Below are 17,970 nucleotides of genomic sequence, written 5' to 3' on the forward strand. Positions count from 1 at the left end.
ATGAAGAAACTAACTAACAATGTTTTGGTGGTAGTTTTGTCTTCGGCTTTTGTAATGGTTTCTGCACAAAAGACGAAACAGGACTCTGCTAAAACTAAAAGCATTGAAGAAGTTGTTATTACGGGTGCGCTAGGGATTAAGAAATCTAAAGATGCACAGACTTCCGCTCAACAAGTCGTAAAAGGTGATGAATTAAGACAAGCGTCTAACCCGGATCCAATTCTTGCAATGCAAGGAAAAGTATCGGGAGTTCAAATCCGCCAAACAAATAGTAGTGTTGATGGTACAAACAGTATTATTATCCGTGGTAAAAGAACAATTACGGGAAGTAATGAAGCTTTGGTAGTTATAGATAATGTAATTTCTACAGCTACTGCTCTGCAACAGCTTCCTCCAGATGTAATTGAGTCGATCAACATTATAAAAGGAGCGCAAGGTTCAGCTCTTTATGGTTCACAGGGGGTTAATGGTGTCGTTGTTGTTACTACTAAGAGAGGTGCTAGAGGAGGAAGGATGAATATTACCTTTAATAGTTCCGTAGACTTTGAATCACCTGCGTATCTTCCTAAACGCCAGACTAAATATGGGCAAGGATGGGATGGAGATCGTATTTCTGTAGAAAATGGGGCATGGGGGCCGGCTTTTGATGATCCTAAATATGCGGGAAAGCTTTTACCTTATGGTATTCCATTGTATGATTATAACGGGGATGGCAAAATTACAATAAATGCTAATACTGGTGCGGATACACCGGATTCTCCAGCTTCTATTTATTCACCATTTGCGCCTTACGGTAAAGATAATGCAAGAGACTTTTTCGTTAATGGTACATTGTATCAGAATACAATAACTGCAAATGTTGGAGGAGAGAATTCTTATTTGTTAATGTCATTAAATAACACTCAGAGAGGATTTGTTGTAGATAAAGATAAATTAGAAAGAACCACAGCTTTATTTAAAGCAGGAATTAAGTTTGATAAATGGTCTTTTGACGGAAGTGTAAATATTCAGAAATCATATACGTCACAAACGACACCTGATATATACTATTGGTTATTGCAATCATCATCTGATATTCCTATTACCAGATGGAAAGAGCACAGAGATTTTGCTTATGGATGGAACAAATATTATGGAAATCCATATTGGTATATAGATAATGTGAGAAATAACAACTCAAGTTATTTCATTAATGCTACCGGAAGTGTAGGATATAAAATTAATAAAAATATTGATTTACTATATAGAGGCAATCTACAGCTAACTTCTTCAGAATATAAGGCTTATAATAATGGTTATTCCAATGTTTTATTAGGATCGCAGATTAAAGCAATTACTTCATCATATAATCAGTATAATAGCCAATTGGCGCGTTATTATGGTGATTTTATTGCGAATTTTAATTATGATCTTACAGATGATTTAAATCTGAGAGTAAATGCAGGTCATAACTATCAAGAGTATAAATATTCAATTACTACAGCCGGAGGAACCGGGATGATTATACCTCAATTTTATCAGGTATGGAATTTGGCAAACCCTACAATTCCATATAACTTAAATAATGGTACTACGCGATATAATGTTCATGCATTGTTTGCAAACTTAGATTTGGCATACAAAGATTATTTATTCCTTAATGCAACAGCAAGAAATGAATGGTCTTCAATTTTGCCAAAAAATAATAATAGTTACTTTTTCCCTTCTGTAGGGGTTTCATTTATACCGACTAAAGCTTTTGATTTTGGTGGTAATGTACTAAATTACATGAAGGTATTTGGTAACTATGGGACAACGACTAGTTCCTCAGCAATTGGAACATATGCTATTCAGAATTTATCTGATCTAGGCTATGGTTTCCCATATAAAGGTGACTTAAGTTTTGTTGTACGTACTTCACAAACCGATCCTAATATTAGACCTGAAAAAGTAACAAGGGCGGAAATCGGAATTGCATTAGGTTTCTTAAAAGATAGAATTACCTTTGGGGGGTCGTTGTATCAGGATGATACTAATGATTTGATTACTAATGCATCAACCTCCAGAACGTCTGGGCTAACATTGAGAACAATGAATATAGGATTGTTGAGAAACCGAGGTATTGATGCGGATTTAAATGTTAAGATATTTAATTCAAAAGATTTTAAATGGGATATTGGTATGTCTTTAACAACATTTGATACCAATGTATTAAAAGTTACGGATGATACTGATGAAGTATTCTTAGGTGGTTATACTTTTGCTGGAGTATATGCCAAAAAAGGAGAAGGAATTATTTTAAAAGGGACTGGATATCAGAGAGATCCCCAAGGTCGAATTATTGTGAATTCGGTTACAGGAGATCCTTTATATACGAGTACGCTACAGAGTTATGGAAAAGTTGACCCTAAGTATAAATTAGGATTTACAACAGGTTTAAATTATAAAGGCTTCCAGTTAAGTGCAGTATTAGAGTATAGTAAAGGGGGGAAATTTTTTGCCGGAGCTAAGAATGGATTCGCATTCTCTGGAGAGCTTTTGGAATCTGCTGATTTTGATAGAACCAAAGGAGGTTTCGTAATGCCAAATTCTGTTTATAAAGATGCTTCAGGAAATTATGTTCCAAATACCACAGTGAAGACAGGGGGGGATAGTTATTCTGGTGTTTCTTCATATTATTCTAATGTTTATACAAATATTGCAGATAACTTTATTATAGATGCTACAGTATTTAGAATTCGGGAAATAGCACTAAGTTATTCTTTCCCGGCAGAGGTTATTAAGCCAATTGGTTTGACAGGATTTACTATCGGAATACACGCAAGAAATCCATTTACTAAACTAGCAAAAGGAAATGATAATTATAATGATCCTGATACTTCATTTACAAATGGTAATGCACAAGGGCTTAGTACATCAAGTCAGTATCCGGTGTTGAAGTCTTATGGTGTTAGTCTTAATTTAAATTTTTAATTAGAATCGTTATGAAAAAAATATTTTTAATAGCAGGAGCAGTCTTTTCAATATATTCATGCAGTCGTCTGGATGATAATATGTCACCCAATGCCGTTCCTGATGGAAATGTTCCAGCAAGACAAAAATTAGCAGCAGCCGAAACGTCAACTTTTGATGCTCAGACTGGTGACCTGATTGAGCTTTCAAATTTCTGGATGAATACAACAGCAGGGAATAATTATCAATGGGCAAATGTTTATCCTAACGAAAGCTCATTAAATTTGAACAGTGCTTTCAGAAATCAACTATGGAATAATACTTATCTTTCAGTAGCTAACCTTCAGGCAATTATTGATGGGTCTTCGGCAAAAAGTTTGCCTTTACATGTGGCTATAGCAAAGATCTTAAAAGCTAATTACTTGCATTATATTGTAGATTTTTATTCAGATGCACCTTATTTTGATGCATTTAAGCAGCAATCAAATTTAGCTCCAAAATATGATAAAGGTGAAGCAATTTATATGGACCTTATTAAAGGAGTAAATGAAGCTATAGATGCTATAGATAATACTCCGGTAAATAATGATAACCAAGTAAAAGCGAGTGAAGATGTTATCTTTGGAGGTAGTGCACAAATAGCTAAATGGAGACAATTTGCAAATTCTATCAAGCTAAGAATGTTGTTGAGAATGTCTAATGCTACTGATGGAACAGTTAAGTCATTTGTTGCGAGTGAATTAGTGAAATTAAATAGTGATAAAGTTCCTTTTGCAACAAGATTTGTTACTTATAATGTGACTATTAATCCTGGTTATAATGCAGGAAGTAATCAGGGGTTGAATCCTTTCTTTAGACGATATGGAGCTGTAGATGTTTCAGGTACAGATAATGATACATATACACAGATTAGGGTGTCAGAGCACTACGCTAAGTTAATAAACGGAGATGCTTCAAAGCCTACTGTAGGAATTGTAGATCCGAGAGGAGTAAAACAATTTATAGCTATTGATGGTGAGTTGGTGGGAACGCCACAAGGTAATGGAAAAATTGCAGGGGCATCTCAGGATGATTTTTCAGCTCTTGGCGGTAATCTGAACAGATCTGCGTCTAATGCTCTTGGTGGGCTTGATAACGGATATCTAATGTTAGCATCAGAAGGTAATTTCTTATTAGCTGAGGCAGCAATTGTATACCCTCAATATTTCTCAAATGGTAAAACATATTTCGAACAAGGAATTAGAGATTCATTTACTTTTTGGGGGTTAACCAGTGCTCAGGCAGCTACTTATATAACAGCAATTAATGGTAATACTCACTTAGGATGGGATGCGGCAGGTAACAAACTAGAACCTTTACAGTATCAAAGATTATTTGCGTTAGCAAATTATCGTCCTATGGAAACTTATCTTAATTATATTAAAACAGGATTCCCGGAAACTCCGTTGGCTAGTAATGCACAGCAGCCGCGTAAGCCTTACAGGTTAATTTATCCGGTTTCAGAATATACAGGAAATTCATCAAATGTTCCTAATATTAGTGCAGCAGATTGTTTTACTAAAAATCAGACAACTCCATTCTGGTTAAGATAACAATATTAATAATATATAAAAAAATAACTTTCTCCACGGAGAAAGTTATTTTTTTATTAGTAGTATAAAATTTTATTTTTTATCCTGAGGTAATTTATAATACTCTTGAGAGAGTTTATTATTTTCTTCGGCATTTTGTTTAAGATAGCTGTTTAGTTTGTCAATTTCATGATTAATGCTTGCAAGTTTTTTTGATGATTCTGTATACTTGTTTGATGTTTTATCAGATATTTGTGATAAATCTTTTTCTATAATCAGCTTTTTTGTTGTCAGCTTTTCCATTTCTTTGTCTAATTGGATTTTATCTTGTTCATTAAGATAAATGAAATTTAAAACTTGTTCTTTTAATTTTTTTGGTTTGTCTCCAAGACTTTCTTTTACTTTTAGGTAATCATTATAATTAGATAACTCTGCATAATTTTTATCTCTATTACGGTTAATGTAATTTTGGTTTCTCTGATTTTCTATTACTGTATTACTAGCAGTAGGTGCAATTGGTCCTTGAACTGTGGTTGTCCAGGTTCCGACTCCTGATGCTTGCCCATATGCTCCAATAAAAGAAGCGAATATTAATAAGATTGTGATGTTGTGTTTCATAATTTTTTATTTAATGATTACCCAAATTTATAATAAATATTGTTTGTAAATGACATTTTATTAATAAAGTATAATTTATAAAATTAATGTAAAAAAGATAGGGTTCTATGAAGTTTTCTGATTTTCTATTCCCGGATAAATTCATACTGTTTGTGAAAAAGTTAATTTATTGTTAATTTTTTATTTTGTCATGTTAATAAACTTTTACATATTTGTAAAAGTTAAAATTTAATTTGATATGAAGAAACTAACTAACAGTGTTTTGGTAGTGGTTTTGTCTTCTTCTTTTGTATTTGTCAATGCTCAGAAGAAACAAGACTCTGCAAAAACAAAAGATATTGAGGGGGTTGTAGTGACTGCTCTTGGTATTAAAAGAGAGAAAAAATCCTTGGGATATGCTTCTCAAGAAGTAAAAGCAGATGCTCTAACGGGTGGAACAACCAATACTGGAAATATTGCTTCTCAGCTTTCGGGTAAGGTTGCAGGTTTAACTGTAAATACTAATGCAAACTTTGGAGGAAGTGCTAGTATGGTAATTAGAGGAGTGAAATCTCTTGGAGGGAGTAGCCCTCTAATTGTAATAGATGGATCCCCTGTTAATAACTCCAGTACTTTTGCAACAAGATATGATTTAGGAAATGCTCTTTCAGACATTAGCCAGGATGATATAGAGTCAATTAACGTTCTGAAAGGAGCAGCTGCCTCTGCATTATATGGTGAAAGAGGACTTAATGGAGTTATTGTTATTACAACTAAAAATGGAAAAGGTAAAGATGATACTTCTTGGGGAGTTACACTGAATAGCAGTATCCAGGCTGGTTTTATTGATAAATCTACTTTCCCGGAATATCAAACAAGCTATGGTGCAGGAAATAAAGGTTCTGGCAAACCTAATTCATGGTATTACGGAACAGCTCCGGATGGTAAATATTATGCAAACTTCGGTGAAGATGCATCATGGGGACCAGCTTTTGACCCAAATCAATTAGTATATCAATGGGATTCTTTTCTTCCTACCAGTCCTAATTACGGAAAAGCAACTCCTTGGGTCGCTGCTAAGAATGGACCAATTAAGTTTTTGCAAAATCCGATAACTTATGTGAACAGTATATCATTAGAGAAAGGAACAAAAGGACTAAACTTTATGCTAAGTTATGATAATATGCTTTCTAATGGTTTATATCCAAACTCTGATTTGAAAAAAAATACAGTTTCCACTAAGGTTAATTATGATTTTACTCCGAAATTGCATTCTACAGTATATGCAACACTAACACTTCAGAATACTGTAGGTAGAAATGAAACCGGATATAGTGGTGGTAACCTGATGAGTTTGTTCAGACAATGGTGGCAAACTAATGTGGATGTTTTAGCACAAAGAGATGCTTATTTCAATAATAATGAGCAAAATATTAGCTGGAATAGAAAATCAGCTACTGATGGTACAGCAGCTTACCACAACAATCCTTATTTTCAGCGTTATCAGAATTATCAGAGTGATGATAGAACAAGAATATTCAGTTATGCATCTCTTACCTATGATGTAAGCAAGAATATATCTGTTACTGGTAAGGCAACTATAGACAATACAAATTTACTTTTCGAAAACAGAGTAGCTGTTGGTTCTGTTCCATTGAGGTTTGGTACTGGTAATAATCCAGTTGGCTCCGGATATGAGAGAAACAATATTACCTCAAGAGAGATTAACCTTGATTTGATAGTGAATTATAAGTTTAATATTACTGATAATATTGGTATATCGGGAGTTGTGGGAGCTAATAATAGAAGAAACAATTATAGCTCTATTTATAATTCTACTGAAGGAGGATTGACTGTTCCGGGGTTGTATAACCTAGGGAATTCTAGATCACCAGTATTAGCTCCATTAGAAACAGAGTATCGTACGCAGACACAAGGTCTTTATGTGACGACTTCTTTGGACTTTTACAAGACATATTATATAGATGCTACATACAGAAGGGATAATAGTTCTACACTACCAGCAAATGCTGCCAGATATAGTTATCCTTCAATAACGGGTGCTGTTATTCTTTCTCAGCTTATAAAAACTAACTGGTTAAATTTCTGGAAAATAAGAGGTAATTATGCAGAAGTAGGAGGAACAGCGGATCCATATCAATTAATGCCTTATTATGTAGCTGCCGGATCATTCTCAGGAGTTCCAATGTTTGGAAGCCAAACAGTGTTGCCAAATGCAAATTTAAAGCCCCAAAGATCGAAAGAATTTGAATTTGGTACAGAAGCTCAATTATTTAACAACAGGCTAACCTTTGATGTTGCTTATTACAAAACTAAAACATTAAATCAAATTATATCATTGCCGATTTCTTCAGGTGCAGGGTTATTATCTGCAGTAGTTAATGCTGGAAGAATTGACAACTATGGAGTTGAAGTTCAGTTAGGTGTTGTGCCTGTAAGAAATAATAAATTCACTTGGAATGTTGATTTCAACTGGGGGCAGAATAGAAATAAAGTAGTTGATTTATTAGAAGGTATTTCGAACTATCAACTTGGAACGTTCCAGGGAGGTGTTTCGTTAAATGCGACGAAGGGAGAAACTTGGGGAACTCTAAGAGGAGGAGATTTTACCTATGACGCAAATGGAAATAAATTGATTGACCCAAAAACGGGAGCTTATATTGTCAATCCAAATCAGGTTATAGGAAATGTAATGCCTAAATGGACTGGAGGTGTAAGAAACACTTTTAAATATGGTAATTTATCCTTCGGATTCTTAATTGATGTTAGAAAAGGAGGGGATATTTATTCAAATGATATGTATTATGGGTTAGCTACAGGTATGTATAAAGAGACAGGTGATTACAGAAATCAGCCACAAGTTCTTCCTGGTGTTAATCCAGATGGAAAAGTAAATACAACGCCTGTTGTAGTTGCAAATAACAGTCCATATGATGGATATGGAGTAATGCCTCAGTCTAGATTTATTTATGATGGATCGTTCATAAAATTAAGAGAGGCAAATATTTCTTATAGCCTTCCAAAATCTGTCTTAAAAGGAACATTCCTAAATGAATTAAGACTTTCTTTAGTTGGACGTAATTTGTGGATTATTCATAAAAATCTTCCTTATGCAGATCCTGAAGCAATGGTCGGCGGAGGTGTCTCTACAGGTGCTACAAATGGTACAAATTCAGTGAGAGGTTATGGTTATTCAGTTGGTTCTTTACCAGCAACCAGAGATATCGGATTTAGCATAACTGCAAAATTTTAATGATTTATAAATAGAAAACATGAAAAAAATAATAAATATAGTATCTGTACTTGCTGTGGTGTTATCCATTACCTCTTGCGAAGGAGATATATCATCTATGAACACAGATCCTAAGCACCCATCAGTACTGCCTTCAGGATCCTTATTAGCGATGGGAACAAATCAGGAGTTTTATTATATGTATTCAGGAAGTGTATTTAATAATAACTATAGATTTTTCACACAACAATGGTCTGAAGTAACTTATACCGATGAGTCTAACTACAATTTAACAACGAATAATCAATCAAGGGCCCATTATAACAGAATGATGGTATATACACTTAATAACTTTAATCAAGGTATGAAGAATCTTGAAGGAGAAGTGAATACGCCGGCAGTGAAGAATAATAAATGGGTAACACTAGAGTTATCTTCTATTTATACCTGGGAAAATCTTGTAGATACTTTTGGAGATGTACCTTATACAGAAGCCTTAAATGCGGCTGGTAATGCATTTTCACCTAAATACGATGACGCAAAAGCGATATATATGGATTTATTCAAGAGAATTGATAATGCTATTGCAAAAATTGATCTCTCTGCTTCAGGATATACTTCAGAAGATTTAGTATATAAAGGCAACATGGGTAAATGGAAAAAAATGGCTAATTCATTAAAGCTAAGATTAGCTATGAATCTTGCAGATGTTGATCCTGCTACTTCTAAGAAATATGCGGAAGAAGCATATGCTTCAGGTCTTCTGACAGCGTCTGATAATTACCAGTTAACATTTGATGGAACAACATTCTTTAATCCATTATATGATGACGTTATTGGGACTGGTAGATTTGATTTCGTTCCATCAGACAGAGTAATTAATTTAATGAATGCTAAAAATGACCCAAGAAGAGCTGTATGGTTTTTACCTTTAAATGGGACAACAGATAAATATGCAGGAGGTATATATGGATCTTCTTCTTCTCCAGCATTACCTTCCCCTACATTATCTGTATTCACTGGTTTCTTTACTAGTAAAACTGGCCCTGCTACTCTAATGAGCTATACTGAAGTTCAATTTCTTTTAGCTGAAGCAGCAGCTCGTGGTTATTCTGTTGGAGGAACAGCTGCCACTTATTATGCAAGTGCAGTTACAGCATCAATGACTGAAAGTGGTATAGGTTCTTCAGCAGCGGCATATTTAGTGGCAAATCCATTTGATGCTACAAACTGGCAGAAATCCATTGGTGAAGAAGCTTATATTGGTTTGTTTAATAAAGGCCTATCAACATGGAATTTTACAAGAAGATTGGATTATCCAAAGTCTTTGGTTAACCCACCAGCATCTAAAATTGATGGACTTCCGGTAAGAATGCCATATTCTGATCAGGAGTATACACTAAACAAAACAAATGTTAGTGCTGCCGCTTCTAAGATTGGAGGAGATAAAGCGTCAACTAAACTTTTCTGGGATAAAAATTAATATTTATTTCAAACAATAACTAAACCGCCTTCGGGCGGTTTTTTTATTTGTAAACTATAATTATTCAAAATTGTGTGAATTATTTTGTTGTTAGAAAATAAAACATGACATTTGTCATTTAAACCAAATAAAAAATATTATTATGAAAAATCTAAAAGCATTAAATCGGGATGAATTAAGAGTTATAGGAGGTGGAATGGCACCAACATGTTGTCTTGGTTGGAACCCTGATACAAAAAAATGTAGATATGGATATGATCCTAATTGTTTAAATCCGGGATATCCAGGATGATAAATTAATAAGGCCTTATTGAAGGCCTTTTTTTATTTCGTAAATTTGCAGCTACAACTATTTTAAGAATGGAGATAAAAAAACAGATTCAGGATCAAATTACTGAAATTATTCAGCAGAAATACCAGTTAGAAGGTATTGCACTAGAAGTTCAGCAGAATAAAACCGATTTTGAAGGAGATTTCACTGTAGTGATTTTTCCGCTTGTAAAACAAGCGAGGAAAAGTCCAGACGCATTGGGACAGGAATTGGGTGAAGGACTTATAGCAGCTACTGATTATATCAGGTCCTATCAGGTTGTGAAAGGTTTTTTAAATCTTTCTCTGAAAAATGATTTTTTTATCGGCCAGGTTCAGAATTTAGGTGATGATTTAGGAACACTTCCTGCAAAGGAAGAAACTATCATGGTAGAGTATTCGTCTCCGAATACCAATAAACCATTGCACTTAGGTCACGTAAGAAACAACCTTTTAGGTTATTCTGTTGCACAGATATTGAAAGCTGCAGGTTATAATGTAATTAAAACTCAGATTATCAATGACCGTGGTATTCATATTTGTAAATCCATGTTGGCATGGGAGAAGTTTGGAAACGGTGAGACTCCTGAATCAACAGGGCTGAAAGGTGATAAACTGGTTGGTAACTATTATGTAAGATTCGATCAGGAATATAAAAAGCAGATTGAGGATCTAAAAACTCAGGGAGTAACAGAAGAAGAAGCTAAAAAGAAGGCTCCGATAATGCTGGAAGCTCAGAAAATGTTACTGGACTGGGAAAATGGTGATGAAAAAGTACGTCAGCTTTGGGAAATGATGAACGCTTGGGTGTATAAAGGTTTCAATGAGAGCTATGCGCGTATGGGAGTCGATTTTGAGCAGCGTCAGTATGAAAGTAATACCTATCTTCTTGGGAAAGATATTATTCAGGAAGGGCTGGATAAAGGCATTTTATTCCGTAAAGATGACGGTTCAGTATGGATAGACCTTACAGAGGATGGTCTGGATCAGAAATTATTACTGCGTTCCGATGGAACTTCTGTATATATGACTCAGGATTTAGGAACAGCGGTAGAGCGTTTTAAAGATAATGATATTCAGCAGTTAATTTATACAGTAGGAAATGAACAGGATTACCACTTCCAGGTACTGTTTTTGGTACTTAAGAAGTTAGGATATTCATGGGCAGATCATTTACATCATTTATCTTACGGAATGGTAGAACTTCCTAATGGTAAAATGAAATCCCGTGAAGGTACTGTTGTCGATGCGGATGAATTAATGGAAGAAATGTACCTTACTGCAAAAGAAAAAGCACAGGAACTAGGTAAGATGGAAGGTCTTACGGAAGAAGATAAAGAGAAATCTTATGAAACGGTAGGCCTTGGTGCTTTGAAGTATTATATTTTGAAGATTGATCCGAAGAAAAAAATATTATTTAACCCGGCTGAAAGTATTGATTTCAATGGTAATACAGGGCCATTTATCCAGTATACCTATGCACGAATTCAATCCTTATTGAACAGAGCAGAATATAAAGAAGGTAATATTTCGGAGAGCTATCAGCTAAATGCTTCTGAGAAAGAATTACTAGTAATGGCTTCTCAGTTTAATGAAGTAATTGCTAAAGCTGCTGAAACATTAAGCCCTGCGCAGGTAGCAAACTATGTATATGATTTGGTGAAATCATATAACTCTTTTTATCAGAATAATCCTATTCTTAATCAGGATAATGAAGATGCAAAACAACTTCGCCTGAAACTTTCCAAAGTAACTGGAAATATCATTCAGAAAGCATTAGAGCTTTTAGGAATAGGAACTGTCAACAGAATGTAATTTATTGAGATTTTAAATATAAAAAACCTGCTTTTTAGCAGGTTTTTTAGTGTTTATTTTGTCTTATTAGGTCCCAGTAAGAATTCTTTCGGATGTTTCTTACCCAAGAGATGAGCTGTAAAATAGTCCCAACGGCGTCTCATCATATAATAAGTGTGTTCCCCAAAACCATGGGCACTGTTAGGAAAAGCAATGAAATCATAATCTTTATTAGCTTTCTCCAAAGCTTCAATTACTAAAAGAGCATTGTATGGTGGTACATTGTCATCCATCATACCGTGTGCAATAAGTAATTTACCTTTCAGGTTTTTAGCATAGAGCTGATTGGCCTGAGATGCATAGTCCGAATTTTCTACAAGCCCGTTATATCTCTCACCCCAGTCATCTTCATAATTACGGTTATCATGATTACCAGATTCTGAAATACCAACTTTAAAGAAATCCGGATATCTGAACATAGCTGCAGCAGTTGCAAAGCCTCCGCCAGAATGTCCCCAGATACCAACTTTGTCCACATCTATAGGATATGTTGCTGCAAGTTGTTTAATGGCAGCGATTTGATCAGGTAAGGTATTGATAGACATATTTCCGTAGCTCATATCATGATAAGATTTTGAACGATATGGATTGCTGGTTCCTTCCAAAACCAAAACATAGGCACCTAATTCAGCAAGTGCATTGTTATCTCCTTTAGATGCAGTGAATGCCCAGCTTCCAACACTTCCTCCTTGTGGTCCCGGATATATATAATCGATAATCGGATATTTTTTACCGGCAACAATATTACTAGGCTGGAAGAGAAGACCATAAACATCAGTCACACCATCACCAGCTTTTAGTTTTACAGGCGTCGGCGCTTTCCAGCCGGTAGCTTCCAAAGCTGTTAAGTTTGCCTTTTCCAAATCCATTACTTTCATACCATCCAGTTTTTTAACTAAAGAAACCGGAGCTATATTAGGTTGCGAATATTGATCTATGAAATGTGCACCGTCTGGAGAAAGTGTAACTTGGTGAGTACCTGTTTCTGGAGTCAGGTTTTTGAAATTTTTTCCGGAAAAGTCGATTGAACAGAAAGAAATAAAATAAGGGTTTTCTTTTTGCAAACCCGCTGCTGTAAAGTATAATTTCCGGTTCTTCTCATCTACCTTTAACAGATTGGCTACAAGCCAGTCACCCTTAGTAATCTGATGTTTCAGTTTTCCTGTTTTAGCATCATATAGATAAAGATGTCCCCAATTATCTCTTTCGGAGTACCATAATACTTCATTTGTTGTAGGTAAATAACGCCAGTTGATTGCATTACGTCCGGATTCAAATTGGGTAGCAACGGTTTCTTCAAAAACTTCACGGATAGAACCATCCTTAGTATTGGCAATTCTTAATTTTGCATTTTTGTGATCTCTGGAAGTAGATACAAAGGCAACTTCTGAACCATTCGGGTTCCAGTCGATGTCATCAAAAGTTCCGCTGGCAGCAATATCATCACTAAGTGTTCCTCTGTGAAAATCGGGCTTCATTTTGAAACGAACTAAACCACCGTTTTCAGTATCTATAACAACTCTGTGCAACATCGGAAGAACTGTGTCTCCAGGTAGAGGGTATTTCCATGCTTTTAATTGTGGATGTCCGACATTAGTGGTTACCAGATACATTTCGCCTACATTCCTTTCATCCATCTGAAAAGTAGTAATCTTTTTGGAATCAGGTGACCATCTTAGTATAGGAGCATCACTGTGCTTCCAACCTGCATTATCAGTAGCATATCCAAAATCTTTTATTCCGTCAGTGGTCAGTTGCTTTTTATCATGAGTGGCTGTGTCTTCTATCCACAGATTGTAATTATCAATGTAAGCTAGTTTCTTTCCATCGGGAGAAAGAACGCCAGGTTTATTGTTTTTCCTTTGTGGCGGTGTGATTGGAGAGTTGGAATTTCTTTGAACAGTCTGAATTACTGCTTCAGTTTTAGTCTTTTTTTCGAGAACAACATTAACATTAGTGAGATCGCCTGCTGATGAAGTTTTGGTATATTTAAAGCTTTTACCATCTTTATCCCATATAGGTCCATTCATTACATTCCGGACCAGAGGTGCGGTTTTATAAAACAATCTGCTTTCTGCTCTTCTGTAATCTGCAACGGTAACAGAATCCTGAGCGTAAAACATAGAAACAGATACCGACCCTAATGCAATCAGAGCCAATTTTGAATACTTCATATTATTACTAGTTAATTAGAAAAACAAATATCGTAATATGAATGCTAATAATTTAATAAAATGGTTGGTGATTTGATATTAATTAATACTCAGACTAATTGTACTCTATTTTCTCTACTCTCCTTTACTCAGTAATTCCAATTCAATTCTTATCTTTAAGCTATGAAAACAGGTTTACTCACATCATTTTTTATCATATTCAGCAGTTGCTATAATGCCCAAATAAAGCCCAGTCTAAAAGTTGAGTCTGGTGTATCTTATGAATTAGCTCAGTTTAGAAAAAGTACATTAAGCGATATTAAATACGAGTTAGACCTGGATATTCCTGAAAACAAAACCGAAAGAATTTCGGGAACCGAAAATTTGACTTTCAATTATAAGAAACAGGGTGAATTACCATTACAAATAGATTTCAAAGAAAATGCAGCTTCTTTATTGTCGGTAACTGTAAATGGACAAGCTATAAAGCCTGTTTTAGAAAATGAACATATTTTAATAGATCAGAAGTATCTGAAATCAGAACTTAACCAGATTACTTTTAAATTTTTAGCAGGTAATTCAGCACTGAACAGACGCGATGGATATTTGTACACACTGTTTGTGCCGGATCGTGCGAGAACCATGTTTCCGTGCTTCGATCAGCCTAACCTGAAAGCAAATTATTCTTTAACATTAACAATCCCTGAAAAGTGGAATGCTATGGCTAACGGAATATTAAAAGAAACTTCCGTGAATCAGGGAAGAAAAAAAATGAGCTTTGCCCAGTCGGATTTATTACCAACATATCTGTTTTCTTTTGCAGCCGGAGATTTTAAATATTTCAAAGAAAAGATAGGGCAACAGGATGCTGGTATGCTATATCGTGAAACCGATTCCGTAAAGATTAAAAATAGTATGGATTCTATTTATAATATTTACAGAAATTCACTTGCTTATTATGAAAAGTGGACAGGTATTCAGTATCCTTTCCAGAAACATGGATTGGTTGTTGTTCCTGATTTCCAATTTGGAGGCATGGAGCATCCCGGGGCAATCCTGTTTCAGAACTCTACTTTATTTTTAGATAAAAATGCAACGCAAAGCCAGCTGAATAACCGTTCTAATCTTCTTGCTCATGAAGTTGCCCATCTGTGGTTTGGGGATATGGTGACCATGGATTGGTTTAATGATGTGTGGACGAAAGAAGTTTTTGCCAATTTTATGGCAGACAAAAGTACAGGAGCCTCTTCAGATAAAAGTATTTATGATCTGAAATTTCTGACAACACATTTCCCGGCGGCTTACTCTGTAGACCGGACTATAGGTGCTAATCCTATCCGTCAGGTTCTGGATAACCTGCAAAATGCAGGAATGATGTATGGTCCGATTATTTATAATAAAGCTCCTATTATGATGCGCCAGTTGGAATTGTTGATAGGTGAAGCAAATTTTAGAAAAGGAGTAAGTGAATACCTGAGAAAATATGCTTACAGCAATGCTACGTGGCCGGATCTTATTACAATTTTGGATAACCAGACACCCGAAGACCTGCAAAGCTGGAATAAAGTATGGGTGAATGAACCAGGGAGACCAGTTATTGACTATAAAGTAAAATATAATGGAGATAAGATTGGGTACTTTACAATCACCCAACATCCGGAGCATGGAGAAGTCCAGAAACTCTGGCCACAAGAATTTCAGATTAGTTTATTTTATCCTGATAAAATAGAAAAAGTTGATGTAAAGCTTTCCGAAAAGCAACAGGATATACCTGAATTAAAAGGAAAGCAGAAACCTTTATTTGTTCTTCAAAATTCATCGGGAATAGGTTATGGAGTGTTCAAAGTTGATAAAGACTTAATGAGAGGTTTCTCATTGATAAAAGACCCTGTGAGTAGAGCCAGTGCTTATATTTCATTGTACGAAAATATGCTGGGCGGATCAGGTATTGCGCCACAGGAATTATTGCATTTTTTTGCAGGGCAACTACAAAAGGAAAGTACTGAACTTAACCTGAGACTTATCACAGGATATATTTCCGGAATATATTGGGGGTTTCTACCTGAAAGTACAAGAAATAAAGAATCTGAAGGCTTAGAAAATATTGTTTGGAATGCTTTACAGAAACAGGCCGCAGTTAATAATAAAAAGAATTTGTTCGACTGTTATCAGGGAATTTTTCAGTCTAAAAAGGCATACGATAATTTGTATACAATATGGAAGACGCAGACTGTACCACAAGGTATTACTTTAAATGATGAGGACTTTACAAGTCTTGCGCTGGCTTTATCATTGCGAAATAATAACAATAGCGATCTTTTACAGGAGCAATTAACCAGAATTAAAAATCCTGATCGAATTAACCGTTTTAAAATTATAATGAAAGCTGCTTCTTCAGATAAAAAGATTCGGGACGAATTTTTTAATAGCCTTGCAGAAAAGCAAAACAGATCCAATGAATCGGCTGTTGGTGCTGCACTGGGATATTTACACCATCCGTTAAGACAGCAGGTTTCTGTTAATTATCTGCCGGAAACTTTAGACTTGTTGCAGGAAATACAGAAAACGGGAGATATCTTTTTCCCGGATAACTGGCTTCGTTCTACCTTTAGCAGCTACCAGAATCCTGAAGCACTTATTGTTGTCAATCAGTTTATTCAGAAAAACCCTGATTATAATTCGATACTGAAGAATAAAATCTTGCAGGCGACTGAAAACCTGAGAAGAGCCCAAAAACTGGTAAAATAAAAGTTATGTTGCCCTTTGAAACAGATTGCTGTAAATTTGGATTATGAAGATTGATTTTTCAAAAAATATTAGTGCAGGGAACCTAAAACCTCAAAACGACTTTGAAGAAAAAGTTGAAAACTTTTTAGCTGAGTGGTATTCAGACTCTGAAACTGTTGAGGTGCAGACTTCCGGTTCAACAGGGATTCCTAAAAAATTCCCGATTGAAAAATCCCGAATGTTGAATTCTGCAGAAATGACCTGTAATTTTTTAAATCTTAAAGAAGGAGATACTGCCTTACTTTGCCTTCCAGTAGAATATATCTCCGGCAAAATGATGGTTGTTCGGTCTCTGTTCAGAAAACTAAAACTTACAGCTGTTGAGCCTAAATTGGATCCGCTTAAAAATACAGATGAAAGTTTTGCCTTCTGTGCGATGACACCATTGCAAGTTGAAAATTCTCTGGACAAAATACATTTGATAGAAAATTTAATCATTGGTGGAGCAGCTGTATCTGAAAGTCTGAAGAAAAAGCTGAGTGATATTTTAGAAAGAAAACAAACGGCATCCAAAGTTTATGAAACATACGGAATGTCTGAAACTCTTTCTCATATCGGACTAAAGCGAATCTATCCTGAAGGTGAAGATTATTTTACGCTTTTCGATGGAGTGACAATCTCCTTGGATGACCGTGACTGCCTTCGGATCTCAGCACCTAAAATTAATGCTGAATTGCTTCAGACTAATGATATCGTTGATGTATTGAATCCTAAACAGTTCAGGTTTTTAGGAAGAGCGGATAATGTAATTAACTCCGGTGGAGCCAAAATATTTCCTGAGCAATTAGAAGCTCTGGTAAAAAAGCATATTTCTAATGAAGCAGTTTTTATGGGAATTCCGGATGAGGTACTAGGACAGAAATTAATCTTGGTTATTGAGTCAGATGAAAACGAAATACTGAGATCCCAGGTCTTGGATGTTAAATATGAAAAGCCTTTTCATAAACCCAAAGAAATAGTATTTGTATCTAAAATTCCAAGGACACCTAATGGTAAAGTAGATAGGAATGGTTTACTTGAATATATTTAAGA

General features: G+C 35.2%; 9 protein-coding genes. 7 read left to right on the forward strand and 2 right to left on the reverse strand.

What is annotated here, in order from left to right; genetic code table 11:
• On the forward strand, positions 1 to 2,952 hold the full coding sequence (locus tag ATE49_RS04370; RefSeq protein WP_065081207.1) for a SusC/RagA family TonB-linked outer membrane protein: 2,952 nt from the start codon (positions 1 to 3) through the stop codon (positions 2,950 to 2,952).
• A gap of 11 nt (positions 2,953 to 2,963) precedes the next feature.
• Positions 2,964 to 4,523 carry a SusD/RagB family nutrient-binding outer membrane lipoprotein gene (locus ATE49_RS04375; protein WP_065081208.1) on the forward strand — a complete coding sequence of 520 codons (1,560 nt, stop codon included), beginning with the start codon at positions 2,964 to 2,966 and terminating at the stop codon, positions 4,521 to 4,523.
• A gap of 72 nt (positions 4,524 to 4,595) precedes the next feature.
• On the opposite strand, the gene ATE49_RS04380 is transcribed toward ATE49_RS04375, so the two are convergent.
• Complete coding sequence (locus ATE49_RS04380) at positions 4,596 to 5,120, reverse strand: hypothetical protein (RefSeq protein ID WP_065081209.1); 525 nt, start codon at positions 5,118 to 5,120, stop codon at positions 4,596 to 4,598.
• Positions 5,121 to 5,358: 238 nt separating this feature from the next.
• Here ATE49_RS04380 and ATE49_RS04385 point away from each other — a divergent pair, with 238 nt between their 5' ends.
• From ATE49_RS04385 to argS, 3 genes are all read left to right on the forward strand, one after another.
• Positions 5,359 to 8,373: a SusC/RagA family TonB-linked outer membrane protein gene (locus tag ATE49_RS04385; RefSeq protein ID WP_065081210.1), complete on the forward strand. Its 3,015-nt coding sequence runs from the start codon at positions 5,359 to 5,361 to the stop codon at positions 8,371 to 8,373.
• 19 nt (positions 8,374 to 8,392) lie between these two features.
• Positions 8,393 to 9,835 carry a SusD/RagB family nutrient-binding outer membrane lipoprotein gene (locus ATE49_RS04390; protein ID WP_065081211.1) on the forward strand — a complete coding sequence of 481 codons (1,443 nt, stop codon included), beginning with the start codon at positions 8,393 to 8,395 and terminating at the stop codon, positions 9,833 to 9,835.
• A gap of 360 nt (positions 9,836 to 10,195) precedes the next feature.
• Positions 10,196 to 11,959, forward strand: coding sequence for an arginine--tRNA ligase (gene argS / locus ATE49_RS04395; RefSeq protein WP_065081212.1), 1,764 nt, complete (start codon positions 10,196 to 10,198; stop codon positions 11,957 to 11,959).
• 53 nt (positions 11,960 to 12,012) lie between these two features.
• Here argS and ATE49_RS04400 read toward each other — a convergent pair whose 3' ends face one another.
• Complete coding sequence (locus ATE49_RS04400) at positions 12,013 to 14,172, reverse strand: S9 family peptidase (protein ID WP_065081213.1); 2,160 nt, start codon at positions 14,170 to 14,172, stop codon at positions 12,013 to 12,015.
• Between the two features lie 162 nt (positions 14,173 to 14,334).
• Here ATE49_RS04400 and ATE49_RS04405 point away from each other — a divergent pair, with 162 nt between their 5' ends.
• Both ATE49_RS04405 and ATE49_RS04410 read left to right on the forward strand, forming a co-directional pair.
• Positions 14,335 to 16,899 (forward strand): M1 family aminopeptidase, encoded by a 2,565-nt coding sequence (locus tag ATE49_RS04405; protein ID WP_065081214.1) that lies wholly within the window; start codon positions 14,335 to 14,337, stop codon positions 16,897 to 16,899.
• A 43-nt stretch (positions 16,900 to 16,942) separates the two neighbouring features.
• The gene (locus ATE49_RS04410) at positions 16,943 to 17,968 is read left to right on the forward strand and encodes an AMP-binding protein (protein WP_065081215.1); all 1,026 of its coding nucleotides are present in this window, start codon (positions 16,943 to 16,945) and stop codon (positions 17,966 to 17,968) included.
• Positions 17,969 to 17,970 lie beyond the last annotated feature (2 nt).

Origin of the sequence: Elizabethkingia miricola, from assembly GCF_001675285.1 — a bacterium.
GTDB classification, from domain to species: domain Bacteria; phylum Bacteroidota; class Bacteroidia; order Flavobacteriales; family Weeksellaceae; genus Elizabethkingia; species Elizabethkingia miricola.

Excerpts from the sequence above, each read along its gene's own strand:
- ATE49_RS04390 (WP_065081211.1), top strand. The coding sequence starts at position 8,393 with ATGAAAAAAATAATAAATATAGTATCTGTACTTGCTGTGGTGTTATCC.
- ATE49_RS04410 (WP_065081215.1), top strand. The coding sequence starts at position 16,943 with ATGAAGATTGATTTTTCAAAAAATATTAGTGCAGGGAACCTAAAACCT.
- argS (WP_065081212.1), top strand. The coding sequence starts at position 10,196 with ATGGAGATAAAAAAACAGATTCAGGATCAAATTACTGAAATTATTCAG.
- ATE49_RS04370 (WP_065081207.1), top strand. The coding sequence starts at position 1 with ATGAAGAAACTAACTAACAATGTTTTGGTGGTAGTTTTGTCTTCGGCT.
- ATE49_RS04385 (WP_065081210.1), top strand. The coding sequence starts at position 5,359 with ATGAAGAAACTAACTAACAGTGTTTTGGTAGTGGTTTTGTCTTCTTCT.
- ATE49_RS04380 (WP_065081209.1), bottom strand. The coding sequence starts at position 5,120 with ATGAAACACAACATCACAATCTTATTAATATTCGCTTCTTTTATTGGA.
- ATE49_RS04375 (WP_065081208.1), top strand. The coding sequence starts at position 2,964 with ATGAAAAAAATATTTTTAATAGCAGGAGCAGTCTTTTCAATATATTCA.
- ATE49_RS04400 (WP_065081213.1), bottom strand. The coding sequence starts at position 14,172 with ATGAAGTATTCAAAATTGGCTCTGATTGCATTAGGGTCGGTATCTGTT.
- ATE49_RS04405 (WP_065081214.1), top strand. The coding sequence starts at position 14,335 with ATGAAAACAGGTTTACTCACATCATTTTTTATCATATTCAGCAGTTGC.